Annotated in this window: 24 protein-coding genes; 18 read left to right on the forward strand and 6 right to left on the reverse strand. The window is 54.7% G+C overall.

Annotation, left to right across the window (positions count from 1 at the left end):
- Positions 1 to 34 precede the first annotated feature (34 nt).
- The 6 genes from K6L24_RS05360 (at position 35) to K6L24_RS05385 (ending at position 7,332) form a co-directional block, all read left to right on the forward strand.
- The gene (locus tag K6L24_RS05360) at positions 35 to 655 is read left to right on the forward strand and encodes a YfgM family protein (protein WP_062744683.1); all 621 of its coding nucleotides are present in this window, start codon (positions 35 to 37) and stop codon (positions 653 to 655) included.
- A gap of 98 nt (positions 656 to 753) precedes the next feature.
- Entirely contained in the window at positions 754 to 1,935 is a 1,182-nt protein-coding gene (bamB, locus tag K6L24_RS05365; protein ID WP_062744685.1) for an outer membrane protein assembly factor BamB, read from the forward strand.
- A gap of 219 nt (positions 1,936 to 2,154) precedes the next feature.
- On the forward strand, positions 2,155 to 3,654 hold the full coding sequence (gene der / locus K6L24_RS05370; protein ID WP_062744687.1) for a ribosome biogenesis GTPase Der: 1,500 nt from the start codon (positions 2,155 to 2,157) through the stop codon (positions 3,652 to 3,654).
- Between the two features lie 65 nt (positions 3,655 to 3,719).
- Entirely contained in the window at positions 3,720 to 3,941 is a 222-nt protein-coding gene (locus K6L24_RS05375) for a zinc ribbon domain-containing protein (RefSeq protein WP_062744689.1), read from the forward strand.
- A 258-nt stretch (positions 3,942 to 4,199) separates the two neighbouring features.
- Complete coding sequence (locus K6L24_RS05380; RefSeq protein WP_222682023.1) at positions 4,200 to 6,626, forward strand: glucose/quinate/shikimate family membrane-bound PQQ-dependent dehydrogenase; 2,427 nt, start codon at positions 4,200 to 4,202, stop codon at positions 6,624 to 6,626.
- Positions 6,627 to 6,798: 172 nt separating this feature from the next.
- On the forward strand, positions 6,799 to 7,332 hold the full coding sequence (locus K6L24_RS05385) for a hypothetical protein (protein ID WP_222682024.1): 534 nt from the start codon (positions 6,799 to 6,801) through the stop codon (positions 7,330 to 7,332).
- A gap of 30 nt (positions 7,333 to 7,362) precedes the next feature.
- Here K6L24_RS05385 and xseA read toward each other — a convergent pair whose 3' ends face one another.
- Positions 7,363 to 8,739, reverse strand: a complete 1,377-nt coding sequence (gene xseA, locus K6L24_RS05390; protein ID WP_222682025.1) for an exodeoxyribonuclease VII large subunit — start codon at positions 8,737 to 8,739, stop codon at positions 7,363 to 7,365.
- Between the two features lie 171 nt (positions 8,740 to 8,910).
- Between xseA and guaB the strand changes: the two genes are divergently transcribed.
- The 9 genes from guaB (at position 8,911) to K6L24_RS05430 (ending at position 19,772) form a co-directional block, all read left to right on the forward strand.
- Positions 8,911 to 10,377, forward strand: coding sequence for an IMP dehydrogenase (guaB, locus tag K6L24_RS05395; protein WP_062744697.1), 1,467 nt, complete (start codon positions 8,911 to 8,913; stop codon positions 10,375 to 10,377).
- Positions 10,378 to 10,470: 93 nt separating this feature from the next.
- Positions 10,471 to 12,051 carry a glutamine-hydrolyzing GMP synthase gene (guaA, locus tag K6L24_RS05400; RefSeq protein WP_062744699.1) on the forward strand — a complete coding sequence of 527 codons (1,581 nt, stop codon included), beginning with the start codon at positions 10,471 to 10,473 and terminating at the stop codon, positions 12,049 to 12,051.
- A 307-nt stretch (positions 12,052 to 12,358) separates the two neighbouring features.
- Positions 12,359 to 13,573, forward strand: coding sequence for a tyrosine-type recombinase/integrase (locus K6L24_RS05405; protein WP_222682026.1), 1,215 nt, complete (start codon positions 12,359 to 12,361; stop codon positions 13,571 to 13,573).
- A gap of 33 nt (positions 13,574 to 13,606) precedes the next feature.
- Positions 13,607 to 14,727, forward strand: a protein-coding gene (locus K6L24_RS05410) for an IS3-like element ISRaq1 family transposase (RefSeq protein WP_222682027.1) whose coding sequence is annotated in 2 segments (ribosomal slippage) — positions 13,607 to 13,865 and positions 13,865 to 14,727 — 1,122 coding nt in all. Because the reading frame shifts where the segments join, the coding sequence is not laid out codon by codon here.
- A gap of 166 nt (positions 14,728 to 14,893) precedes the next feature.
- Positions 14,894 to 15,055: a recombinase family protein gene (locus K6L24_RS22275; RefSeq protein WP_245006715.1), complete on the forward strand. Its 162-nt coding sequence runs from the start codon at positions 14,894 to 14,896 to the stop codon at positions 15,053 to 15,055.
- A gap of 86 nt (positions 15,056 to 15,141) precedes the next feature.
- Positions 15,142 to 15,273 (forward strand): hypothetical protein, encoded by a 132-nt coding sequence (locus K6L24_RS22415; RefSeq protein ID WP_342393965.1) that lies wholly within the window; start codon positions 15,142 to 15,144, stop codon positions 15,271 to 15,273.
- Positions 15,274 to 15,502: 229 nt separating this feature from the next.
- Positions 15,503 to 17,542 (forward strand): type I restriction-modification system subunit M, encoded by a 2,040-nt coding sequence (locus K6L24_RS05420; RefSeq protein WP_222682028.1) that lies wholly within the window; start codon positions 15,503 to 15,505, stop codon positions 17,540 to 17,542.
- 8 nt (positions 17,543 to 17,550) lie between these two features.
- Entirely contained in the window at positions 17,551 to 18,981 is a 1,431-nt protein-coding gene (locus K6L24_RS05425) for a restriction endonuclease subunit S domain-containing protein (RefSeq protein ID WP_222682029.1), read from the forward strand.
- On the forward strand, positions 18,981 to 19,772 hold the full coding sequence (locus K6L24_RS05430; RefSeq protein WP_222682030.1) for a hypothetical protein: 792 nt from the start codon (positions 18,981 to 18,983) through the stop codon (positions 19,770 to 19,772). The genes K6L24_RS05425 and K6L24_RS05430 overlap by 1 nt, the downstream gene beginning before the upstream one ends.
- 701 nt (positions 19,773 to 20,473) lie before the next feature.
- On the opposite strand, the gene K6L24_RS05435 is transcribed toward K6L24_RS05430, so the two are convergent.
- The 3 genes from K6L24_RS05435 to K6L24_RS05445 are packed head-to-tail and all read right to left on the reverse strand — an operon-like array spanning position 20,474 to position 22,629.
- Positions 20,474 to 21,100 (reverse strand): SMI1/KNR4 family protein, encoded by a 627-nt coding sequence (locus K6L24_RS05435; protein WP_118663461.1) that lies wholly within the window; start codon positions 21,098 to 21,100, stop codon positions 20,474 to 20,476.
- 22 nt (positions 21,101 to 21,122) lie between these two features.
- Positions 21,123 to 21,692: a hypothetical protein gene (locus K6L24_RS05440; RefSeq protein WP_062744704.1), complete on the reverse strand. Its 570-nt coding sequence runs from the start codon at positions 21,690 to 21,692 to the stop codon at positions 21,123 to 21,125.
- Between the two features lie 34 nt (positions 21,693 to 21,726).
- Positions 21,727 to 22,629, reverse strand: a complete 903-nt coding sequence (locus K6L24_RS05445; RefSeq protein WP_062744706.1) for a hypothetical protein — start codon at positions 22,627 to 22,629, stop codon at positions 21,727 to 21,729.
- A 143-nt stretch (positions 22,630 to 22,772) separates the two neighbouring features.
- Between K6L24_RS05445 and K6L24_RS05450 the strand changes: the two genes are divergently transcribed.
- The 3 genes from K6L24_RS05450 to K6L24_RS05455 all read left to right on the forward strand — a co-directional run bounded on the left by K6L24_RS05450 (position 22,773) and on the right by K6L24_RS05455 (position 24,219).
- Complete coding sequence (locus K6L24_RS05450; protein WP_222682031.1) at positions 22,773 to 23,552, forward strand: DUF3750 domain-containing protein; 780 nt, start codon at positions 22,773 to 22,775, stop codon at positions 23,550 to 23,552.
- A gap of 160 nt (positions 23,553 to 23,712) precedes the next feature.
- Positions 23,713 to 23,862: a hypothetical protein gene (locus K6L24_RS22455; RefSeq protein ID WP_425333067.1), complete on the forward strand. Its 150-nt coding sequence runs from the start codon at positions 23,713 to 23,715 to the stop codon at positions 23,860 to 23,862.
- Between the two features lie 21 nt (positions 23,863 to 23,883).
- Entirely contained in the window at positions 23,884 to 24,219 is a 336-nt protein-coding gene (locus tag K6L24_RS05455) for a helix-turn-helix transcriptional regulator (RefSeq protein ID WP_425333068.1), read from the forward strand.
- Here the strand turns inward: K6L24_RS05455 and denD are convergent.
- Positions 24,185 to 25,159 (reverse strand): D-erythronate dehydrogenase, encoded by a 975-nt coding sequence (denD, locus tag K6L24_RS05460; protein ID WP_222682032.1) that lies wholly within the window; start codon positions 25,157 to 25,159, stop codon positions 24,185 to 24,187. The two genes, K6L24_RS05455 and denD, sit on opposite strands and share 35 nt — an antisense overlap.
- A gap of 17 nt (positions 25,160 to 25,176) precedes the next feature.
- Entirely contained in the window at positions 25,177 to 26,493 is a 1,317-nt protein-coding gene (locus K6L24_RS05465; RefSeq protein WP_062744717.1) for an MFS transporter, read from the reverse strand.
- Positions 26,494 to 26,569 lie beyond the last annotated feature (76 nt).

Consider the following 26,569-nt stretch of genomic DNA (forward strand, 5'->3'; position numbering starts at 1 on the left):
CCTGCAGTGGCACGATTTAAAGGAGTAGGATTGCGTGGAAGTATATAGCAACGAAAACGAACAGGTAGATGCGCTGAAGAACTTCTTTGCTCAAAATGGCAAAGCATTAGTGGTCGGCGTCGTTCTGGGGGTTGGGGCACTGCTTGGCTGGCGTTACTGGAGTCATCACCAGGACAGCGGGTCGCGTGAAGTTTCCGCCTCTTACCAGCAGGTCACCTCGGCGCTGGACGCCAGCAAACCTGCCTCGCTTGACGCGGTGGCGAAGTTTGCCAGTGAAAACAGCAATACCTACGGTGCGCTGGCTTCACTGGATCTGGCAAAGCGCTATATCGATAACAACCAGCTGGATAAAGCCGTACAGCAATTGCAGAGCGGCCTGAAAAGCACCAAAGATGCCAACCTGCAGGCCGTGCTGAATCTGCGCCTTGCGCGTATCCAGCTTCAGCAGAAACAGCCTGATGCTGTGCTAAAAACCCTTGAAAGTGTTAAGGGTGATGGCTGGGCTGCCATCGTGGCTGATGTACGCGGTGAAGCGTTACTCAGCAAAGGCGACGCAAAGGGTGCACGCGATGCGTGGACTAAAGGGATCGACTCTGATGCCTCATCGTCGCTGAAAGAGATGCTGCAAATGAAAGTGAATAATCTGCCGGGTTAATTTCCAGCCTGTCACCGCAGGAAAGGGCGAATGTTAGCTGCCTGCGGGATTGGTATAAGGCTCTAATATTTGGCCTGCACAGGCACAAGAGGGATTTCATGGAATTGCGTAAGTTACTTCTGCCGGGACTGATGTCAGTCACTTTACTCAGCGGATGTTCATGGTTCAGCGGTGAAGAGGACGTGGTGAAAATGTCACCACTGCCAACGGTTCAAAACCAGTTCGAACCACAAAAAGTCTGGAGCACATCGGTTGGTGATGGTGTGGGGGATTTTTACTCTAACCTGCACCCGGCCTGGGCGGAAAATACCGTCTATGCTGCTGACCGCCATGGCGTAGTGAAAGCCCTGAACTCCGGCGACGGCAAAGAACAGTGGAAAGTGGACCTGTCAGAAAAAACCGGTTTCTTCTCCAGCAATATTCCTGCGCTGCTTTCCGGTGGCCTGGCCGTTGACGCGGGCCATGTCTACATCGGTAGCGAACGCGGTCAGGTATTTGCGCTGAATACCAGCGATGGATCGGTCGCCTGGCAGACTAAAGCGGCGGGTGAAGTGCTGTCCCGTCCGGTCGTCAGCGATGGTCTGGTACTGGTTCACACCAGTAACGGTATGCTGCAGGGTCTGGATCAGACCAGCGGTAATATCAAATGGACGGTTAACCTCGACGTACCGGCACTGAGCCTGCGCGGTGAGTCTGCACCGGCAACGGCGTTTGGCGCAGCCATTGTTGGCGGCGATAACGGCCGGGTCAGCGCTGTCATCATGAACCAGGGCCAGATTATCTGGCAGCAGCGTATCTCCCAGCCAAGCGGAGCCACTGAAATCGACCGTCTGGCGGATGTGGATACGACGCCGGTTATCGTTAACGGTGTGGTTTACGCACTGGCTTACAACGGTAACCTGACGGCGCTGGACCTGCGCTCAGGTCAGATCCTGTGGAAACGCGAAATCGGTTCAGTCCACGACATGATCGTTGACGCAGGCCGTATCTACCTGGTGGATCAGGATGACCGCGTGATTGCCCTGAATACGGACGGCGGAGTGACTCTGTGGCGTCAGAGCGACCTGCTGCACCGTAACCTGACCTCGCCGGTGCTGTTTAACGGCTACCTGGTGGTCGGTGATTCAGAAGGCTACCTGCACTGGATTAATACGGACGACGGACGTTTTGTTGCGCAGCAGAAACTGGACAGTTCTGGCTTCCAGACTGAACCTGTTGTTGCCAGCGACAAGCTGCTGATCCAATCCAAAGACGGTGAGGTTTACGCGATTACGCGTTAATTCTCTGGTCAGTCTGAGCCCCAAAGATCACCCTCTGTCACCATCGTGACAGGCGGTGAGATGAAGGGTAAGCGGCTCCTGAATGTTCAGGGGCCGTTTTGTTTTATCCAAGGCGTGTTATTCTAGGCGCCATCGGCCTGAGTAGAGCGGCAGTTAATCTGTCTGCACAGCGAATAATATCGCAGCCAGGCGCTTATTTTTTAGTTATGAGGCTTCACTATGGTACCTGTGGTCGCGCTGGTCGGGCGTCCCAATGTGGGAAAATCCACCCTGTTTAACCGTTTGACGCGCACACGAGATGCGCTGGTGGCAGATTTTCCCGGGCTTACCCGAGATCGCAAATATGGCCGCGCCGAAATAGAAGGGCGTGAGTTTATTTGTATCGATACCGGTGGTATCGACGGTAATGAAGAGGGCGTGGAAACGCGCATGGCGGAACAGTCACTGCTGGCGATTGAAGAAGCCGATGTCGTGCTGTTTATGGTCGATGCCCGTGCCGGGCTGATGCCTGCTGATACGGCGATCGCCAAACACCTGCGCTCACGCGACAAACCAACGTTTATCGTGGCGAACAAAACCGACGGTCTGGATGCGGATTCTGCCGTCACTGACTTCTGGTCGCTGGGGCTGGGTGAAATCCATGCGATTGCCGCCTCTCACGGGCGCGGTGTGACCAGCCTGCTGGAGCTGGTGCTGCTGCCGTGGATGGACGTAGTCGCGCCAGAGCGTGAACTGACAGAAGAAGAAGAGAACGAAGCCTACTGGGCGGAGTTTGCGGCGAAAGAAGCCAAAGCCAGCGGTGAAATGCCGGAAGATGAAGAAGATGACTTTAACCCGCTGGATCTGCCGATCAAGCTGGCCATTGTCGGTCGTCCGAATGTGGGTAAGTCAACGCTCACTAACCGCATTCTTGGTGAAGAGCGTGTCGTGGTCTATGACATGCCGGGCACCACGCGTGACAGCATTTACATTCCGATGGAGCGCGACGGGCGTGAATATGTCCTGATCGACACCGCCGGGGTGCGTAAGCGCGGGAAAATCACTGAAACCGTCGAAAAGTTCTCAGTGATCAAAACCCTGAAAGCGATTGAAGATGCCAACGTTGTGCTGCTGGTGATTGATGCGCACGAAGGCATTTCCGATCAGGATCTCTCGCTGTTGGGCTTTATCCTCAATAGCGGGCGCTCACTGGTGATCGTGGTCAACAAGTGGGATGGTCTGTCACAGGAAATCCGTGATGAGGTGAAAGAGCAACTGGACTACCGTCTGGGCTTTATCGATTTCGCCCGCATTCACTTTATTTCCGCCCTGCACGGCAGCGGCGTGGGTAACCTGTTTGAATCCGTGACCGAAGCCTACGACTGTTCTACCCGCCGCGTTAACACCTCTATGCTGACGCGCATTATGAACATGGCGGCCGACGATCATCAGCCACCACTGGTGCGCAGCCGCCGCGTGAAGCTGAAATATGCGCACGCTGGCGGCTATAACCCACCGATTGTCGTGATCCACGGTAATCAGGTTAAAGACCTGCCGGATTCCTACAAACGTTATCTGATGAACTATTTCCGCCGCTCACTGGAAATAATGGGTACGCCAATCCGTATTCAGTTCAAAGAGGGTGATAACCCGTATGAAGGTAAGCGCAACCTGCTGACGCCAAATCAGCAGCGTAAGCGCCAGCGCCTGATGAGTCATCTCAAAAAGAACAAACGTTGATCCGTAAGGGGGCCTGATGGCCCCCTTTGTTTTATGCTTAACCGCAAAGACAAAGGAGAGACTGAATGAACAGACCTTGCCCGCGCTGCCAGCACCTGAACGCCACCAACGATGGCAGCGTCTGCCCCGAATGCCAGCACCCTTTCACCGCCTGCTGCCCCGACTGCCAGCATCCGCTGCACGTGCTCAAAGCCTGTGGCGCGATCGACTACTTTTGCCAGCAGGGTCATGGATTAATTTCTAAAAAGCGTCTGCTGTGGCTGCCTGTGGCACCAGAACAGGGCTAATCCTTTCTTTTTATCACGTTAATCTTTTTGTGCGGCCCCCGGTCTGACAAGGCGGGTAATGAGCCGGTTGTTAATTTTGTGTTTAGCAAATTACGAACCTGATGGTACAATCCTGCCGCTTGCTTCCGGTGCTCTGCCACGCCAGCCGTGACTTCAGAGACTCCGCAGTCAATGCAGGACCGGATGCTATCCGTGTAACATGTTAATAAAGATAAGGTCATCCTAATAAACCTTGTCTTCTCCAGGAGTATTTCTGCTATGCCTCAAATCAACGCCGGGTCATCAAAATGGCTGGGCCTGTGGTGTTTCCTGCTGGGTTTAATTTTACTGGCAACGGGCCTTTACTTTGTCATCGGGGGAGGAAAGTTGGTTTCCCTGGGCGGCAGCTGGTATTTCGCGATCGCCGGTATCGTTACCGTGCTTTCTGCTATCCAGTTCTTCCGACGCCGGGCTTCCGCCGTGGTGATATATGGCCTGGTGTTTGTGGGATCGGCAATCTGGGCCGTGCTGGATGCCGGGATCGACTTCTGGCCGCTGGTCTCCCGCCTGATGTTCCTGGCAGGAATACTGCTGCTGACGTTAGTGACTTGGCCATCCCTGCGTAAGCATGAAGGCAAACCTGCGGGAGCGAAAGGCGCTTACGCATTGAGCGCTATGACCGTCGTCGGCCTGCTGGCCACGCTGTACGGCATGTTCCAGCCGCACCCGACCGTCGCCAACGGTCAGGAGCTGCCGCTGGTACCGGTGGATAAGTCCAGCGAACAGAAGAACTGGGATAACTATGGCAATACCGCCGGCGGCAGCCGCTTTGTGGCGCTGGATCAGATCACCCGTGATAACGTAAAAGACCTGAAGCCAGTCTGGACTTATCGCACCGGTGATATTCCGGAAAGTCCGACCGGCAGCGGCGCGGAAGATCAGCAAACTCCGCTGCAGGTCGGTGACCGCGTATTCCTCTGTACCCCCCATAACAACGTGATTGCGCTGGATGCCGATACCGGCAAGCAGATCTGGAAAACCGAGATCAACGCCCAGTCTCAGGTATGGAATCGCTGCCGTGGCCTGGCCTACTTTGATGCCAGTAAACCGCTTGAACAGCCGACGGCACCAGGATCCACCCCGGTTAAACCGGTAACGCTGGCCGCAGGTGATACCTGTCAGCGCCGTATTCTGATGAATACCATTGACGCACGTCTGGTGGCGATCAATGCCGAAAACGGTGAAATGTGTGAGAACTTTGGTGACAAAGGGGTGGTTGACCTGAAAGCCGGTCTGGGCGACGCCAGCGATCCGAAGTATCAGCTAACCTCAGCCCCGATGCTGGCCGGTACCACCGTGGTCGTGGGGGGCCGTGTGGCCGACAACGTGCAGACTGATATGCCTGGCGGCGTACTGCGCGGCTTTGACGTTATCACCGGTGAAATGCGCTGGGCGTTTGACCCGGGCAATGAAGATCCGAATGCGCCACTGGAAGCGGGTAAAACCTACGCTCGCAGTACGCCAAACTCCTGGGCCCCCATGTCTTACGACGCCGGGATGAACACCGTGTTCCTGCCTATGGGCAGTTCCTCTGTTGACCTGTGGGGCGCCAACCGCAACGCGCTGGATCACAAATACGGGGCCTCCATTCTGGCGCTGGACGCAACCACCGGTAAAGAGAAGTGGGTTTATCAGACCGTGCATAACGATCTGTGGGACTTTGACATTCCGATGCAGCCAAGCCTGATCGACTTCCCGCAGAAAGATGGCAGCACCAGACCCGCTATCGTATTCGGTACGAAAGCAGGGCAGATTTTTGTACTGGATCGCCTGACCGGTCAGCCGCTGACTGAAGTGAAAGAAGTGCCAGTGAAAGCGGGCAACATTCCTAACGAGCAGTACACCCCGACCCAGCCAAAATCAGTGGGCATGCCGCAGATTGGTGCGGAAACGCTGAAAGAATCTGATATGTGGGGAGCGACGCCGTTCGATCAGCTGGCCTGCCGTATTGGCTTTAAATCCATGCGTTACGATGGCCTGTACACCGTACCCGGTACTGACCTGTCTCTGAGCTTCCCGGGATCGCTGGGTGGCATGAACTGGGGCAGCCTGTCGACCGATCCGAACAACCACTATATTTTCGCCAACGACATGCGCCTGGGCCTGTGGGTACAGATGGTACCGGTGCAGGCTGATGCGAAAGCCAGCGATGGTGGGGAGGCGGTCAACGCCGGTATGGGTGCGGTTCCACTGAAAGGTACGCCGTATGCGGTGAACAAAAACCGCTTTATGTCGCCAATGGGCATTCCCTGCCAGAAACCACCGTTTGGTACGCTGTCGGCTATCGATCTGAAAACGCAGAAGGTCGTGTGGCAGGTTCCGGTGGGTACCGTGCAGGATACGGGCCCATTAGGGATCAAAATGCATGCGCCAATGCCGGTCGGTATGCCGACGCTGGGCGGGACGCTGGCCACACAGGGCGGTCTGGTGTTTATCGCCGGGACTCAGGATTACTACCTGCGCGCTTTCGATACCTCAACCGGTAAAGAAGTGTGGAAAGCCCGACTGCCGGTCGGCAGCCAGGGCGGTCCGATGAGCTATAAATCACCGAAAACCGGTAAGCAGTACATCATCATTTCTGCCGGTGGCGCACGCCAGTCGCCGGATCGCGGTGATTATGTGATCGCTTACGCCCTGGACAAATAAAGCCTGGCGATCCCTCGCTGGCCTGACAGTCAAAGCCCCTTCAGTAATGAAGGGGCTTTTTTTATTTGTTAATATCCTTTCAGCCCGTTCGCTGGCGAAAGAACGGAAGTGCGGGTGGCGTTATCGTGGCGGCGCGTTCAACGTAACGCATAATTAATAACAGGAAACGTTAATGGAAAAGATACAGAATCTGATCGCTGTCCTGAAGCAGAGTATTCCGCAACTGGATATCGCGCCCTTACAGAGCAATACCCCGGAAAACAGTGAGCCGTTAACGGTCTTAGACTGGCTTTATCAACAGCTTAGTGCACAGAACCTGATGGTTTATGAAGAATGGAATGAATATAACGGCGCTATACCCGAGCTGAAAACGCTGTCTGATTTGTCGATAGCGGAAGACCCGGCAAATTTTATTTTCTCCGCTATCGGGGATATTGACTGGTCAACCGCCAGCATTGATCCTGCTGAAATCGTCTATTTGCTGCCCTGGCTTGAACATATTAATTTTTATCTTAAGCCACACGCGATCAGACTGGTTGACCTTCTGCCGTCAGAAAATGCCTATATTATTGCTGTGCGGGATGATGAAACCTTACTGCAGAAGCTTCATGCCAGTCTGGAAGCTTTTGATATGGGCATCAACGAGCGGCAGCCAATGGATCAACAGCAGGTTTTAGCCGATATCAGACAGATGATTGCCGGGTAACGACCCGGACTTATCAGGCAGTCTCAACCGTCATTCAGGGGAGCGGCGTTTGCGCGGTTTTTTCACCGGGGTGATGGCCGTGACTTCGCTTTCCACCCAGCCGTCATCCAGGCGTGTTTTCAGCGTATCGCCGGGGTGCAGCTGTTGGGTCTTTTTCACCACCTGACCGTCGGCGGCCGTCGTCACGCTGAAACCGCGTGCCAGCGTTGCCAGCGGGCTGACGCCCTCAAGCTGCGCGGCAAGATTGCCAAAGCGCTGTTTATTGCTGTTGAGCTGCTGCTGCATGGCCTGCTGCAGGCGATACTGCCACTGCTGTAGCTGCTGCCCGGCGCGCTGAATGCGCATTTCCGGGCGAATGGCGCGAAGGCGCAGGTCCACGTGCTCCTGCTGGCGCGTCACCTGGCGCAGTTTCAGCTGCATGGCATCATCCAGCCGGCGCTGTAGCGTCAGCAGCGCGGTCTGCTGCCGTGCCAGACGCAGCTGCGGGTGCTGCTGCTGCAGACGATGCTGGAGGCGGGAAAAGGTGCGCTGCTTCTGCGCAAGATAGTAGTCCATCGCCATTTCCAGCCGCTGCTGCTGGGACAGAAGCTGACGCAGCAGCTCTGTCTGGTTACGGCTGACCAGCTCTGCCGCCGCAGAAGGAGTCGGGGCGCGCAGGTCGGCGACGAAATCCGCGATAGTCACATCGGTTTCATGGCCGACGGCGCTGACGATGGGGATGCGGCTGGCATAAATTGCCCGCGCCACGCGCTCGTCGTTAAAGCTCCACAGATCTTCCAGCGATCCGCCGCCGCGTCCGACAATCAGCACGTCGCATTCATTGCGCGCGTTTGCCAGCTCAATGGCCCGTACGATGCCTGAGGGCGCGTCTGCGCCCTGTACGGACGTCGGGTAGATCACCACCGGCAGGGACGGGTCGCGTCGCTGCAGGACGCGTAGCACGTCGTGTAGCGCGGCACCGCTGGCCGAGGTGATAACGCCAACCTGATGTGCCGGGTCCGGCAGAGGCTGTTTATGGCCTTGCTCAAACAGACCTTCTGACATCAGACGCTGCTTCAGCTGTTCGAACTGCTGCTGTAGCAGCCCCTCTCCGGCGGGCTGCATACTTTCGGCAATCAGCTGATAGTCGCCGCGCGGCTCATACAGGGTGATGGTGGCACGCACCAGAACCTGCTGGCCATTCTGCGGGCGGAAGGTCACGCGGCGGTTGCTGTTACGAAACATCGCGCAGCGTACCTGGGCACCATCATCCTTCAGGGTGAAGTACCAGTGGCCGGAAGAAGGCTGGGAGAAATTCGAGATCTCCGCGCTCAGCCAGACCTGGCCCATTTCCATCTCCAGCAGCTTGCGCACTGTCGTATTGAGACGGCTGACGGTAAAAATATTGGCGGTTGGCGGTAGCGACATGTGATGAAGATCAAACTTTAAATCAGAGGGTTAATTAACCGATACTACATGGCCCACGCAGGGGATCAAGCATTTTTCTTAAAATAATGCTGGAGGCAATCGATTACGCCCTGTATAATGCCGCGGCAATATTTTACAAGTTCTCATTCACCCTGAGGTTGAGATATTGCCATGCTAAGAATCACTAAAGAAGCCCTGACATTTGACGACGTTCTGCTCGTTCCTGCCCACTCGACTGTCCTGCCAAATACGGCCGACCTCAGTACCCAGCTTACCAAAACCATCCGTTTAAACATTCCGATGTTGTCCGCTGCTATGGATACCGTGACCGAAGCGGGTCTGGCCATTGCACTGGCACAGGAAGGTGGCCTGGGCTTTATTCATAAAAATATGTCCATTGAGCGCCAGGCGGAAGAAGTTCGCAAGGTGAAGAAACACGAAAGCGGCGTGGTGACCGATCCGCAGACGGTGTTACCGACCACGGCCCTGAGCGAAGTTAAAGCGCTCACCGAACGTAATGGTTTTGCCGGTTATCCGGTAGTGAACGGCGAAAACGAGCTGGTGGGTATCATCACCGGCCGTGACGTGCGCTTCGTCACCGACCTGAGCCTGCCGGTTTCAGCCGTGATGACGCCGAAAGAGCGTCTGGTGACGGTGAAAGAGGGTGAAGCGCGCGAAGTGGTGCTGCACCGCATGCACGAAAAGCGCGTCGAAAAAGCGCTGGTGGTGGATGACAGCTTCCACCTGCTGGGCATGATCACCGTAAAAGACTTCCAGAAAGCCGAACGTAAACCTAACGCCTGTAAAGATGAGCACGGACGCCTGCGCGTCGGTGCTGCCGTGGGCGCGGGTGCCGGTAACGAAGAGCGCGTGGATGCGCTGGTCGCCGCCGGCGTTGACGTGCTGCTGATCGACTCCTCTCACGGCCATTCCGAAGGCGTGCTGCAGCGCATCCGTGAAACCCGTGCGAAATATCCTGACCTGCAAATCCTCGGTGGTAACGTGGCAACCGGCGCGGGCGCACTGGCGCTGGTGGAAGCGGGCGTGAGCGCGGTGAAAGTGGGTATCGGCCCGGGCTCCATCTGTACGACCCGCATCGTGACCGGCGTGGGCGTGCCGCAGATCACCGCAGTTTCTGATGCGGTTGAAGCGCTGGAAGGCACCGGTATTCCGGTTATCGCTGACGGCGGTATCCGTTTCTCCGGTGACATCGCCAAAGCGATCGCCGCCGGTGCGGCCGCCGTGATGGTGGGCTCAATGCTGGCGGGAACCGATGAGTCTCCGGGTGAAATCGAACTCTACCAGGGCCGTTCGTTCAAGTCTTATCGCGGGATGGGCTCGCTGGGCGCGATGTCCAAAGGCTCTTCAGACCGTTACTTCCAGACCGATAATGCCGCGGACAAACTGGTGCCGGAAGGTATTGAAGGCCGCGTGGCGTACAAAGGCTACCTGAAAGCCATCGTTCACCAGCAGATGGGTGGCCTGCGCTCCTGTATGGGTCTGACCGGTTGTGCTACCATCGACGAGTTGCGCACCAAAGCGGAATTTGTGCGCATCAGCGGTGCCGGGATCCAGGAAAGCCACGTTCACGACGTGACCATTACCAAAGAGTCTCCGAACTACCGTATGGGTTCCTGATAACCCCACGCCCGGCTCAACAGCCGGGCGTTTTAATATGCCCTTAGGGTATAATCCCCGAAATTTTTGTACTACATCGCCTGGAATAGCCCAATGACGACGGAAAATATTCATAAACATCGCATCCTGATCCTCGATTTCGGTTCGCAGTATACGCAGCTGGTTGCCCGCCGCGTGCGTGAACTGGGTGTCTACTGTGAACTGTGGGCGTGGGACGTCACCGAAGAGCAGATTCGTGGTTTTAACCCGAACGGCATTATCCTTTCCGGTGGCCCGGAAAGCACCACCGAGCACGACAGCCCGCGTGCGCCGGACTACGTGTTTAACGCAGGCGTCCCGGTACTGGGCGTGTGCTATGGCATGCAGACGATGGCAATGCAGCTGGGTGGCAAGGTGGAAGGTTCCAGCGAACGTGAATTTGGTTATGCCCAGGTTGAAGTACAGACCAACAGCGCGCTGATCCGGGACATCGAAGATGCGATCAGCCCGGCCGGCAAGCCGCTGCTGGACGTCTGGATGAGCCACGGCGACAAAGTCACGGCGATCCCGTCGGACTTCGTGACCGTCGCCAGCACCGACTCTTGCCCGTTTGCCATTATGGCCAACGAAGAGAAGCGCTTCTACGGCGTACAGTTCCACCCGGAAGTGACCCATACCCGTCAGGGTCTGCGTCTGCTGGAGCGTTTCGTGCTGGATATCTGCCAGTGTGAAGCCCTGTGGACCCCGGCGAAAATCATTGAAGATGCCGTTGAACGACTGCGTGTGCAGGTCGGCAACGATAAAGTCATTCTGGGCCTGTCCGGCGGCGTGGACTCCTCGGTGACGGCGATGCTGCTGCACCGTGCCATTGGCGACCGTCTGACCTGCGTCTTTGTTGATAATGGCCTGCTGCGCCTGAACGAAGCCGAGCAGGTGATGGAGATGTTTGGTGACCACTTTGGTCTGAATATCATCCATGTAGAAGGCGAAAAACGCTTCCTTGACGCGTTGGCAGGCACCGACGAGCCGGAAGCCAAGCGTAAAATCATCGGCCGCGTGTTTGTCGAAGTGTTCGACGAACAGGCGCTGAAGCTGCAGGACGTGAAGTGGCTGGCGCAGGGCACCATTTACCCTGACGTGATTGAGTCTGCTGCTTCTGCCACCGGCAAAGCGCATGTCATCAAGTCACACCACAACGTCGGTGGCCTGCCGAAAGAGATGAAGATGGGCCTGGTTGAACCGCTGCGTGAGCTGTTCAAAGACGAAGTGCGTAAAATCGGCCTGGAGCTGGGCCTGCCGCACGCCATGCTGTTCCGTCACCCGTTCCCGGGCCCGGGCCTGGGTGTGCGCGTGCTGGGTGAAGTGAAGAAAGAGTACTGTGACCTGCTGCGTCGTGCCGATGCGATCTTCATTGAAGAGCTGCATAAAGCCGACCTGTACAACAAGGTCAGCCAGGCTTTCACCGTCTTCCTGCCGGTACGTTCCGTAGGTGTGATGGGCGATGGCCGTAAGTACGACTGGGTGGTTTCCCTGCGTGCCGTCGAGACCATCGACTTTATGACTGCACACTGGGCGCACCTGCCGTACGACTTCCTGGGCCGCGTTTCTAACCGCATTATCAATGAAATCGACGGTATTTCCCGCGTGGTTTACGATATCTCCGGTAAGCCACCGGCGACGATTGAGTGGGAATGATTTCGCGTCTGGCAACACCCTGCACGTGAAAGCAGTAAAACATCTCTAAGCCCGCGTAACTGCGGGCTTTTTTGTTTTTGTGTCAGGCACTTTCTGGCAGCTGTTAGCAACGGGAAGCACGGTTTTTTCAATGGAATTTTTGATGGTACTCTCTGGTTTCGAATTCAGATTTGAGAAAGTACCATGTGATAAATGTCGATTGAGTTATGGTATTTATTTTTTATAACTTAATTAAAAACAGATAGTTAAATAACTTTTCTGAGATTTTTGCAACATGGTATTAATTTATATAGGAAAACAATAAACCATGTTGACTGACACCAGGCTGCGTCACCTTAAGCCGAAGGATAAACTCTATAAAGTTAATGACCGTGATGGGCTGTATGTTGCGGTCACTCCGGCTGGAACGATCTCATTTCGTTATAACTATTCAATAAACGGAAGACAGGAGACTGTTACTTTTGGCCGCTATGGTGTTGGAGGGATCACGCTTGCAGAAGCGCGTGAAAGGCTCAATGAAGCTAAAAAAATGGTTGCCGGTGGAAGATCGCCTGCTAGGGAAAAAGCCAGAGATAAAGCGCGTGTCAAGGATGCGGAGACTTTTGGTGCGTGGGCTGAGAAATGGTTACGCGGTTATCAAATGGCTGAATCGACGCGTGATATGCGGCGTTCGGTATATCAAAGGGAGTTGAAGTCAAAATTTGCCCAGCAGAAACTGAGTGAGATTACACATGAAGACTTACGCGCATTAACCGATAACATTGTCGAGAGAGGGGCACCGGCGACAGCTGTACACGCCAGAGAGATTGTATTGCAAGTCTATCGCTGGGCTATTGAGCGCGGTCAGAAGGTGGAGAATCCAGCTGATCGGGTACGGCCTGCAAGCATAGCGAAATTTGAGCCTCGTGACAGGGCATTGACGCCAATTGAAATCGGTCTGATGTATCGATATATTGAACGGGTAGGCACGACGCCATCAATCAGAGCAGCGGTTAAACTTTTGCTGTTAACGATGGTACGTAAAAGTGAGCTTACTAACGCGACCTGGGATGAGATCAATTTTAGTGACGCAGTTTGGACGATACCAAAGGAAAGGATGAAACGACGTAATCCACATTTGGTTTTTCTTCCCCGACAGGCAATAGATATTATGATTGCCCTTAAAACCTTTGCCGGTAGCTCTGATTATATCCTTCCTTCGCGTTACGATTCCGATGCGCCAATGAGTAGTGCTACCTTAAACCGGGTTTTGACACTTACATATCGTCTGGCACAGAAAGAAGGGGAGTCATTGCCGAAGTTCGGTCCTCATGACTTACGGCGTACAGCCAGCACCTTACTACATGAGGCTGGGTACAATACTGACTGGATTGAGAAGTGCCTTGCCCATGAACAAAAGGGAGTTCGAGCTGTTTACAATAAGGCCGAGTATCGTGAGCAGAGATCAGAGATGCTGCAAGATTGGGCGAATATGATTGATGAATTGACCTGCTCCCCGTTGATTAATACACCACGATGTTAGTAATGTCTTCATAAGCCACATGAGGACATCCCCATGAAGAAGCGTTTTTCCGACGAACAGATCATCAGTATCCTCCGCGAGGCTGAAGCCGGGGTTTCTGCCCGTGAGCTCTGCCGTAAGCACGCCATTTCCGACGCCTCCTTTTACACCTGGCGTAAGAAGTATGGCGGTATGGAGGTGCCCGAGGTTAAGCGCCTGAAGTCGCTTGAGGAAGAGAACGCCAGGCTCAAGAAGCTGCTTGCCGAAGCCATGCTGGATAAGGAGGCGCTTCAGGTGGCTCTGGGGCGAAAGTACTGACGACAGACCAGAAGCGGGAAGCCGTGATGTTGATGTGTGATGCGACCGGTCTGTCGCAACGTCGTGCCTGCAGGCTTACAGGTTTGTCCCTGTCGACCTGCCGTTATGATGCTCAGCGTCCGGCTGCTGATGCACATTTATCAGGGCGTATTACTGAGCTGGCGCTTGAACGCAGACGTTTTGGTTATCGGCGTATCTGGCAGTTGCTGCGTAGGGAGGGCCTTCACGTCAATCACAAGCGGGTATACCGTATTTACCACCTTAATGGACTGAGCGTAAAACGCAGACGACGCCGTAAAGGGCTGGCGACCGAACGGTTTCCGCTTCTTCGCCCGGATGCGCCGAACCTTACATGGTCGATGGATTTCGTTATGGACGCACTGGTCAACGGTCGCAGGATCAAGTGCCTGACCTGTGTGGATGATTTCACGAAGGAGTGTCTGACGATCACCGCTGCTTTCGGTATTTCAGGCGTTCAGGTCACGCGTATTCTGGACAGCATCGCGTTGTTTCGGGGCTATCCGGCGACAATAAGAACCGATCAGGGCCCGGAATTTACCTGCCGCGCGCTCGATCAATGGGCCTTTGAGCATGGTGTGGAACTACGGCTTATCCAGCCAGGTAAGCCAACGCAGAACGGATTTATTGAGAGTTTTAACGGACGCTTTCGCGATGAGTGTCTGAACGAACACTGGTTCAGCGATATCGTTCACGCCAGGAAAACCATTAACGACTGGAGGCAGGATTATAACGAGTGTCGTCCACATTCGGCACTGAATTATCTGACGCCATCAGAGTTTGCAGCACGGTGGCGAAATGGAAAATGTGAAGGTAAACAAACCGACATTACTAACTGACGGTTGTATCTAATCCTGGGGGCAGGTCAGCGAAGTGGTGGAATTCTGAACAGAGTAAAACGGAGCACTTTGCCGTCGTGAAAACCGCCCTCTGATGTTAACATCGGCGTCAATTTTTTAATGTTCTGGATTCATCTATGAATCAACGCATAAGATACGCCCGTGTATGGCCGATAATCAGCACTTTGACCTGCAGCACGACGCACTCTATCTGGCTCAGTGTGGCGTGATCTACGAAGAATCGGCCAGTGGCAAGAATACAGCGCGGCCGGAACTTGAACAGTGCCGCAAGGCGCTGCAGGCAGTAGACTCTCTAGTGGTAGTGTAACGTTAGGATCGTCTCGGGCGCAGCCTGCTTCATCTAGTGCAGGTCGTGATGGCTCTTGAGCAGCGCTGGCCGCATTTGAGCGCAGCTTGCTGCGTGAGCGGACGCAAGCCGGTTTGGCCGCAGCGCGTGCCCGAGGTCGGGCCGGTGGCCGCAGGCCGAAGCGGGACGAACCGCCGGAGTGCGAGATTAAAGCACTCTTGAGCGACCAGCAGATTTAAGTGACTGATGTTGCGCGACGTTACCGCGTCTCTCGTACCATGCTTTATAAGCTCGTTGGCATTGTCATGCCTAAGAATAGGCCGTTAACACCTGTCCGATGAGACAACGTGACAGGTGATGTCTCTGAAAATATAGATTTTTATCTCGCTCAATAATTAGCGCCGCTTCAGATTAGGGGGGGCGCGACGGAGCTAGGTTAATGGCAGAAACTAAAGTTTAGAGTATTAAATGAATAAACAAAATATTGAATTCAGCGAGTTCGTTCTCTTCTCAGAAGAAGAGGTTCGAGCGCTTGATGCCCGAGTAGTTATGCGTGATAGCCGGGGCAAGCAGGTGCATTATGTGACATGCCTCGTCCGCAATAAGGAAGTTCAACTTAAGCCCGAGGAGCGCACACGCCAGCTTTGGCTGGCCCGTCTGATTGACAAGCTAGGTTATACAAAGTCGCGCATTGGCATCGAATACCCGATCACCTTTGGGCGCGATAGCTCGAAACGGGCTGACATCGTAGTATTCGACGCCGACCGTCCGACAGTCCCATACATCATCGTTGAGGTGAAGCAGGCTAAATATAAGGACGGCAAGGAACAGCTTCGTTCCTATGCCCATGCCACTGGCGCACCTCTGGCAGTATGGAGTGACGGCATTCTGGCTGAGGTCTGGCACCGTAAGAACCCCAACTACTTCATGCCGATCCACGAACTGCCCCGAGCAGATCAGACCATCGAACAGGTCGTGGACCAGCCTTGGACTATCCAGACCTTAATCGACCTTGAGGAAGAGCGGGTAAAGGAGGGCAAGTTTGCCCGCTCCCTGCGCGACCTGATCGAGGACATGGAGGATGAGGTTCTGGCTAATGCAGGAGTCGATGTCTTTGAAGAAGTGTTCAAGCTGATTTTCACCAAGCTCTATGACGAGATGACCTCACACCGGCTGGGCAATGCCCTGCGGTTCCGCAACCATAACACGGCGGCTCAACTTAAGGTGGCGATCCAGAACCTGTTTGATGAGGCTAAGAAAAAATGGCCTGGCGTGTTCCTGGATGATGAACGCATCCGCCTGTCGCCCGATCACTTGCAAGTCTGTGTCAGCTCGCTGGAAGAATGGAAGCTGTTCAACTCTAACCTCGACGTGATCGACGATGCCTTTGAATACTTGGTCTCGAAATCGTCGAAGGGCGAGAAGGGCCAGTTTTTTACTCCTCGCTGGGTCATCGACATGTGCGTCAAAATGATGAACCCGAAAGAAGGCGAGACGGTGATCGACACTGCCTGCGGTTCGGCTGGGTTTACCGTGCACAGTATGTTCCACGTCTGGCGGCAGATCATGTGTGCCATGGGGCACGAGGAAAGCCACCTCTTCACCATGGAGGCCAAGCCGAACCGCTGCATCGACTATGTACGTGATAATGTGTTTGCAATCGACTTCGACGAGAAGAGTGTCCGGGTCTCGCGCTGCCTGAACCTGATCGCGGGTGATGGTGAAACCAACGTCTTGCACCTTAATACGCTCGACTGGACCAAATGGGATGAGACCGCCAAACAGAACGACTGGCTTGATACCTACGGCGATGGCTGGCGGCGGTTGCGCAAGCTACGGACCAAGGAAAGGGGTGAAGCGGCGGATAACCCGAGCTACAGAAACTTTGGCTTTGACATTCTGATGGCCAACCCGCCCTTTGCTGGCGATATCAAGCAGTCGGATATGCTGGCACCATATGATCTTGCCGAAAAGGCCAACGGCAAGCGGGAAACAAAAGTCGCCCGTGACCTCCTGTTTGTCGAACGCAACCTCGACTTCCTCAAACCCGGTGGGCGGATGGCGGTTGTCCTGCCGCAGGGTCGGTTCAATAACTCGTCCGACAAGCGGTTACGTGAATTCATCATGGAGCGCGGGCGCATACTAGCCGTGGTGGGTCTACACCCGAACACCTTCAAACCGCATACCGGCACCAAGACCAGTGTCTTGTTTATCCAGAAATGGAACGACGATGCCAAGACTGGGCCGCTTTGCCCGAAGGTCGAGGATTATGACATTTTCTTTGCCACCCAGCAGGTGGAAAGCGTCGATAACTCTGGCCGCAAGGTCTATCGCAAGAACCCGGACGGCACCTTCATGCGTGACACACACGGCCACTTCGTGGTGTCGCATGACCTGTTCAACCACGATGGCCTGACTGAGAACGGGATCGCCGAGGCCTTCGAGGAATTCGCCCGCAAGGAGGGCTTAAGTTTTTTTCAGATCGCCCCTTTGACCAAGACCGCTTGAGCGGTCTGTTGGAGGGGCTTGAAGTCACGGTCCTGCGAAAAAGCGAAATATTAGTCGAAAATGACACGAAAAGAATTGACCCTGAGTTCTTCATCAAGGCCGCCATCGAGGCGTTTCGTAGGCTAAAGGATGAGCCGCGCCTAGGTGATTTCGTAAAGGACGGGTACCGCGTTGTTTATGAAACAACGAAAGTCGTCGATAGGGAGGAAGGTATTTCTCAAGAGTTGCCATTCTTTTTGCAGAGTGCAGACATCACCACGCCGTTCATAAATGCGGATAAAATGTCGTGTGTGCCAGAGGCGGATTGGCTGCGGTATCCAAAGGGCCGAATAAAGGCCGGTGAACTCTTGATCGAAGTCAAGGGCAAGGCTGCAAAAGTTGCAGTTGTGCCTGATGACTTTCCCAACCGAACACTGGTTACGGGCACCTGCTACAAGCTGACTACGCATGAAAAATGGCAACGATCATTGCTCGTCGCGCATCTAATTGGCCGCTATGGGGCGATTTTAAAAGATCGTCTCAAGACCAATCTTCTCGTTGCCTATATCGCCAAGGATGATTTGTATCGCATCCCAGTTCCCAACCTTGGGAAAGCTCTAGCTGAACGTGTTCATGTTCTTGTTCAGTCATCGCTTACGATACGGAACGAAATCCTGATTGCGCAAGAAAAAGCGTCGTCAGTTCTTCTTGGCGCGCTTGGCCTTGCCAACTGGACCCCGCCCGAGCCGCTCGCCTACACTGCCCTCGCGTCGGATGTATTCGCCTCGGGCCGGTTCGATGCCCAGTATTTCATGCCTGCTAAGGAACAGGTGAAGCTGTCACTTGCCGCCTTGCCCGGACAGCTTCTGTCAGACCGGGTGGATAGCATCCGTGACCAATGGGCGCCCGACCGCGCCCCGCCCTCCATGCGCGTCCGTAACTATGACTTGACCGACGCGCTGGTGCCGCTACTGGACTCCGAGAAGGAACCGAGCTTTGCCGCCGAAATAGGCAGCACGAAGAAGCTTTTCAAAAACGGCGACGTGGTAATCTCGCGCCTTCGTGCCTATCTAAAGGAAGTTGCGGTGGTGAGGGTCGGGGATGAAATTCCCTCGGTGGGGTCATCAGAATTCATCGTGCTGCGGCTCAAGGGCAAAGTGATCTCGCCAGAAACCCTGATGGTGTTTCTGCGGTCGGCCCCAGTTCAGACCATACTGAAATGGTGTCAAGATGGATCGCAGCACCCCCGGTTCAGTGAGGGCGATTTGCTTTCGATCCCTGTCCCTGACGCTATAGGGACGGTTTCGGATCAGGTCACCCACATCGTACAGGACGGGTTTAATGCCCGTTACCGCGCCCGAAAGTTGTTAGAGGCGGCAAAACGCGCCGTCGAGATTGCGATTGAAGACGGTGAACCCGCTGCCATGGCCTTCCTTGACCAAGCAGAGGAGGTGTTCTGATGGTCCTGCCTCCCCATGCCGCCGACTGGATGAACCGAGCCGAAATCGACTATATAGGCCCTTTCGTCAAAGCTTGGGCCGCGTTCAATGCTTGGTTCCGTCATGCCTCTGCACATACTCAGGAGCGGGCGATGCTAGATTGGGTCAAGGGTCACCCCAATCAGGTTCGTAGGGGTATTCTCGCGCTCCTGCGCAATGATAACGACACCGCCGAGGCGCAGGCATTAAAACTGGCGATCTCGGACCTGCAAAGCCGGCTGGATGGCATTCATTTCGAAGTGACGCGGAAGGGTGTGAATGAGCAAATCTCGCTCCGCAGCGTTTGCATCGCGCCGAAGCACTTCAATCGTGAACGAATTGAGCGAAACGGTCAGGAATACAAGGCCGAAAAGATTGCGGGCGGCGATATCCAGATCTCTGTTACCTCTGTTCGTACTGGAATGGTTAAATTCGTGCACGTGCAGGCACTGTATGAGCCAAACTCGGTTTATGGTCATGCCGACTTTACTGCGAACCTATCGAATGCTCAGCAAACGACGCTACGACAGGTCTATGACGGCTGCAACCCACGCCCTATGCGTGACCTCCTTCGTGGAGGTACAGGCCGTCTACAGGTCGGAACGATGGAGTTTCAGTGCACGTCTGAAGAGCTATTGTCGGGATTGATTGAAACCATTTACACCATGCGAAACGCACTGTTACACGGCGAGGTACATCCCGACTCGAAGGTATTGTCTTGCTATGAGCCAGCTTATCGGATTGTAATGCTGTTTCTAGGCTGCGTGCGATAATCGGGATATGCTCCCTGTGTTCATATTTTCAGACATGCCATTAGTTATAGCATCGATATTTGATGCGAGGTTTTATACGAGTAAAATCAATGTGATATATAGTAGTTGATTATACAGTGGGAATGACCTTACTCGTAATAAACAAACTCCCGCGTAAACGTGGGAGTTTGTTTTTTTCAGGCAATGCTCTAATCAGGATGGACTGATGCAGTTTTTTCAAATCACCAGCGACTACCCATTAGCTAGTTGAATAGCTATTGTCTGGCGTGGGAGTGTTCTGGCTTGGGAGGTATCACCTCAGTGCGGAATGGCTAAGCATGACTCATCGACTATTCCCGATTGGGTTGAGAGTCCTTCGACACTTATTTCAGGATGCGGGCAGTACCAAGGTGATTGATGTTTCGCAGGGCGTTATAGGCGCACCTGAAGTTTTGCTTAGTCAATTCGAGTACGTACTTCTGACTAGTTCGGCATAATCTGCGACATTTAACGAATAATGCGTTTAGATGTTTAATGGTACTTTTCATTGTGTTGTATTTTCGTTCTATCCATGAACGCCGATTTTACTGGGTATGTACATGCTAATTGATAATTGAGTGGGAATAACCCCGCTGTCGATGTTGCGATAAGCAACGGATAGTGCCCTTGAAAAAGCCCGCATTTGCGGGCTTTTTTGTTATTCAGGAATGAGGTTTTTCTCCTCAATACATCCACTTCTCCACGATGGCATCGCCCAGATGCTCACGCAGCAGCTCCTCATTTTCCTCTTCGCCGTGAACCGCCAGCAGGCAGACAAACATCAGCACGTCGAGATACTGACCGACGTCGCTGAAGATCTGCGTCAGCATCGGCGAGCTGTCGTGATCGAAGTACCACACCTCGCCAGTCTCAACATGAAAGCACCACATATTGCCGTTACCCAGATAGTCACCGAAGACCACCAGCCGGTTAACCAGCGCCCAAAGCGCATCGGCATCGGGGGCATCTTCCAGAATGTCACTAATGCCGGGATAGGCGTTATGCAGCGGTTCAATGCTGGCGTATTTGGCGGGGGCCACGCTGCACAGCGTTTCCGCCAGGTCCAGCACGCCAATCTGCTGGTGGTAGGTATGGAGTAACGGGGGAAGGGGGCAGCCCAGACGCGCTTCGAGTGCGCTGATCTCACTGGCGCTGACCGGGGTCGGGGGGGAAGGATTGTCCCATTGTGCCAGCCAGGCCTGGACGCAGCTGCGCCACCAGTCCAGTCGTGCACTGTTATCGGTAAATTCGGGCCAGACCAGTGGAGGCAGGTCGCTGGCGGCAGCAGAAGGATGGGGATCTGAATGCATAGCTGATATGGCCTCTGGATGATTAATAGGTATCGCTGTCGAGGGTAAATCGATAGCTGCTATCGACGTCTGGCGTCGTATGCGTACGTGTCGTTTTCTTGAATACAAACTCAAAAGCAGGCTCATAGTACCCGTCTCTGAGCACTTCACCGCCGAGGATCTCCACATCATAAAGGCCATTTTCGACCTCGATTTGTGGCCGGCCAGATTCATCATAAAGTTGCTGAAGTAAGCTGATTTCCGAATCGGTAAAGTTTTGCAGGATCCGCCATGTGAACAGGAGAACACGCCGGTTTTCAACCTGTAATAGATAACCGCCGCGCCGGAGTTGCAAACGGCTCTCCGGTTTAAGCAGCTCCGGGGTGTCATTCGACAGGGAGAAAATAATTGTGTACGGATAATTTTCAATGCCCGCCAGGGGAATGACGATGCCGCTCTCTACCGCCCTGTCTGCGCTGGTGTTGCTGATAAATTCGGCAGCCAGGTCATCACCGAGCCCGTTATCCTGTTTAAATTTTTGCAGCAGGCGAATGTCACCCAGCAGAAAATAGTCAATCAGGTCGTTAAGGACCTCGGTAAATTCATAGCGCATTCATCTGCTCCGGAGTTGCGGGATTATCATAGTATTATGCCTCATCTCCCCACAGAGAAACGCTCTGGATCATATGCAGTACGGCGCAGGTATGAATGCTGAGGGAAACGGCGTTCGGGTATTTATCGGCATATTGTTCACTGACGTCCTGAAACCTGAGTTGGCTCAACGTCTTCAGTGTTGCGGTGTATTTTTTCATCGCCTGATACAGTTCCCCGGACTCGGTCAGTGAAAAGTGTTCAGTAATGCCTTCTGCAAGCATCTCCTCAAGGATCGCTGCGCTTGCCGCAAATTGAGGTTGCAGTCTGGCAAGCCCGGTTCGTAAAGGATCAATATCACGTTGCAGGGTTAACAACAGCTCTGCATGTCTTTGCGGATCGATACGTGATTTTAATTCCCAGACCAGATCGCAAAAATAAGCCTCTTTTTTCAGATCGTTTTCAAGAAGATGATTGGGATCGGAACGGTATTTTTGCTGTGAGCGCTCCCTGAAATCGGCATCCCCTGAGCGATGCTCTGGCAGCGGGAGCTGGTCTTCAATATGAATAAACGATGCCAGCCGCCAGGTCAGGTTTTCTGCAGTTTGCCAGCCGAGCTGGCCACGGAATGCCCAAAAAATCATCCCGGCACTTTCATGCAGCAGGTGGCGTAAATAACGCGGCGTGTGATTGTTGAGATCATATTCATCGTACTGCTGTACGACGTCGGTCAGCGTCGTGCCTGCCAGGCTGCTGAGGTGGGCAATCTGTTCTTTGTGCTGCTGGCGAATCTTTTTTAGCGCCTGACGGTAGGGGGCATGCTGTTCAGCAAGGTAGGAACGGTAATCATTGTGTGTGGCGATCCTGGACTGCTGATGCTGTTGTTTCGCATAACGTAAACTGACGATAGAGACAATGAACGCGGCAAGCGACACACAGTCTGATACGGTAATATTCATGCTGTCCTCCCTGTCATTGCCCGTTATCTTAACGTGATGAGGACGCGTGTAAACCCCCATCCGGGGCGTGGATCCTCCGGGCACTGCGTATCCCCGTACATTAAGGTATGCTGGTAAACCTTCATTGCCAGGAAAGCCCCATTATGTTCTCACTGAAAGCCCTGAGCCTGATTGTGCTCTGCATTATGCTGCTGTCACTGGGAGCCAGCCTGACTGCGGCCACGCGCCATCATGAGACCGGCGGACAGGGGGGCTGGGCGACGGCACGGCGCGACGCCTCCGGGCAGGCCCCCGACCCCCAGCGCTTTGCCCGTCTGGCTACTGTGCAGGTCTATGCCGCCCCGACCTATGGCTGGAAGGGGGCGGTGGCCGTACACCCGTGGATTATCTATAAACGTGCCGGCGAAACCCGCTATACCCGTTATGAGGTGATTAGCTGGGGAAGCGAAGATAAAGTACGGCGAAACAGTAATTTACCTGATGCCTTCTGGTACGGTGCACGTCCCCGTCTGCTGGTGGAACACCGGGGGGCAGAGGCGGAAGCGATGATCCCTCAGATTGTGGCGGCGATTGTCTCTTATCCCTGGCCACGGACCTATCATGCCTGGCCTGGCCCCAACAGCAATACTTTCCTGGCGCATATCGGGCGGGAAGTCCCGGCGTTAAAGCTGAATTTGCCCGCTAACGCGATCGGTAAAGACTATCGCTCTCTGCTTAACCCGATTGGGCTGCCGCCTTCCGGACGCGGGGTTCAGGTGTCAGTGCTGGGGGTGGCGGCGGTCACGCTCGGCGCTCAGGAGGGCATTGAAATTAACGTGCTGGGGCTGAATCTGGGGCTCGGTTTCGCGCCGCTCCAGATGCGCTTACCCTTTATCGGCGGTTTGGGTGAGGACAATCTGCAAAAAGAAAATCCCGGGATCTGACCTGACGGCTTCTTGACCTTCCCGCCGCAGGGGAGTTTTGTATTTGCTGCGTGTGGTGTACGCCCAAAAATGCAGTGAATCACGCAAAACAGCTCAGACGGGTGGTCGATCACTGCACACTGCGCCAGCAATTTCAAAGCAATGGAAGGACTCAGCTGCCATGGAATACACGTTTACACTGAAATATCAGCTAGCTGACCAGGCACCGTCTGCTGACGTACTGGTTGAACGTCTGGCGACGGCGGGCTGTGGGGATGCCCTGATTGGCCTCGGTATTCCGGGACGAATGGCGCTGGAGTTTATTCGTTAAGCGCCATCGGCAGGTCAGGCAATGGAGAGCGCTTTACAGCAGATTAATACGGTGATGCCGGCGGCCCGCCTGTTTGAAGTCTCACCGGATTATGTGGGTCTGACGGACGTGGCCGATCTGATTGGGATGACCCGGCAAAACATGCGCAAGCTGATGCTGACACACTACCTGACTTTTCCACCACCGGTGCATGAAGGGGCAGCGACCATCTGGCATCTTGCCGAGGTGCTGACATGGCTGAGCCAGCGCGGCGGCTATTGCGTTCCCGGGCATATTCAGGAAACCGCTGCCGCCGCGTTAAAACTCAATCTGAGCAAAGCGATTACGCGGCATCACTCTCCGCCAGATACTCCCTGACCATCTCATCAAATGAGTTATTTGCCCTGAAGCCCAGGCGATGGGCATAGCTGGCGTGGAAATCGCCCGGCCAGGAGTTGACGATATTGATAATGGCCTGATCAGGCTGATAGCTGATGCGGGAAAGCACCTCGTCACCGCTGATACGCCGGAGCGAAGCCAGCATTTCCTCTACGGTCACTGACAGTCCGTTCAGATTGATCACCCGCCCCTGATCCAGGTCTGCGCTTTTCAGTTCATGGCCGAGGATCAGCGCCTGTACCGCTCTGGCCGGAGACATCAGCCACAGCCGGGTGGCCGGGCTGACAGGGCAGTTAGCTTTCTCACCGTTGAGCGGTTCGCGAATAATACCGCTGGCAAAGCTGGAGGCAGCAGCGTTCGGTTTCCCCGGACGCACAACAATGGTGGGCATACGCAGGCTGCGTCCGTCCAGGAATCCCCTGCGGCTGTAATCAGACAGGAGCAGGTCATTGATGGCTTTCTGCGTGCCGTAAGAGCTCTGCGGCCTCCACACCTGGTCGTCCGGCACTTTGTCGGGGAGCGCCCCGCCAAAAACGGCGACGGAGCTGGTGGTGACCAGGCGCACGCACTGCGGTAAAGCACGCAGCCTTTCCATTATCTGACGGGCGGCATCCACGTTAATCTTCATTCCCAGGTCGAAGTCCTGTTCAGCCTGTCCGGAGACGATAGCCGCCAGATGAAAAACGCTGTCCGTTCGCGCATCAATCAGGGTTTCCAGTTCGCTGCGGCTGCTGATGTCCCCACAGCGTACGGTGAGGCGCGGGTCTTCAATGCCGCTGACGGGGATGATATCAATGGCCGTGATCTGCTTAATGACCTGCGGTTGTCCGTGGGCATCGTTCAGCGATCCTTTTGCCAGCAGGGCCTGAAGCAGTTTTTTTCCCAGGAATCCGGCTGCGCCGGTGACAACGATATTCATAGTGTTCCTCATTGATGTTAGCGGTTGACGATGCGACCGGGAATGAAAAAGATGGCCGCCGCGCCCACGAACAGCGTGCAGGAGATAATCATCATGCCGGTCAGCGTAGAGTGTGTAAGGTCGGTCAGAATGCCCATCAGGTAAGGGGCGACAAATCCGGCCAGGTTACCAAAAGAGTTAATCAGCGCGATACCGACGGCTGCCATGGTGCCGCCGAGGAAAGCCGTCGGCAGGCTCCAGAACAGGGGCAGGGTACTCAGCCCTCCCGCCGCGCCCAGCGTCAGGCCAAACATGGCGATAACCAGGTTGTCGCTGTAAAGGGCAGATATCACCATCCCGACACCGCTGAGCACGGCAATGCCTGCCAGGTGCCAGCGGCGTTCACGGTGGCGGTCGGCGCTGCGCGAGGCGACGATCATCGTGACAATCGCCGCGGCATACGGGATCGTCGTCAGCAGACCGACGGTGAAGACATCCTCCACCCCGGCGTTGCGCACCAGCGTCGGCAGCCAGAAGCTGACGGTATAAAACCCGGCGATCAGGCAAAAATAGATAAAGGTTAACAGCCACAGCTTGCCGTTTCGCAGGACGCTGCTCATCGTCGCCTGCTCAGCTGTGGCGTCCTGCACGGCGTCTTCCTGCAGGCGGGTACGCAGCATGACTTTCTCTTCTGCGCTCAGCCAGCGGGCGTTTTCAATCCGGTCGGGCAGCAGGAAGAACACCAGAATGCCAATCAGCAGAGAGGGGGTGCCCTGAATAATAAACAGCCACTTCCAGCCGGCCAGACCGTGAGCGTTATGGAAATATTCCATAATCCAGCCGGAGAGAGGGCCGCCCAGCAGCCCTGATAGCGGCACGGCAGCAGCAAACAGAGCAAACATTTTTCCGCGACGGTAAGAGGGGAACCACAGGGAGAGGTAGAGGATCACCCCGGGGTAAAATCCGGACTCTGTCAGGCCGAGCAGGAAACGCACGGCATAAAACTGAAAGGGGGTGGAAACCAGCGCAGTCAGCGGAGCGATAATCGCCCAGGACGCCAGCAGTCCCGCCAGCAGGCGACGGGCACCAAAGCGGTGCAGCGCGATATTACTGGGGACCTGGAAGAAGAAAAAACCTATAAAAAAAATCCCGGCACCCAGTCCGTAGACGGTTTCAGAAAAAGCCAGGTCGCTGGACATTTGCAGTTTGGCGATGCCGACGTTAATCCGGTCGAGGTAGGCAAAAATATAGCTTACCGTCAGGATCGGCAGGATGCGCCAGACGGCACGTTTCCAGGCATTCTCTTCTCTGTCGCTGACCACAGAAGAAGAGATAACGGCGTTGGGTGAGTTCATAGGGCTTCCTTTTCGGCTAAAGAGCAGGGCGATGTCCTTTATTCAGGCAACAGTTATCCTGTCCCGGGGCCCAGGC

It is taken from the genome of Erwinia persicina (assembly GCF_019844095.1).
GTDB classification, from domain to species: Bacteria; Pseudomonadota; Gammaproteobacteria; order Enterobacterales; family Enterobacteriaceae; genus Erwinia; species Erwinia persicina.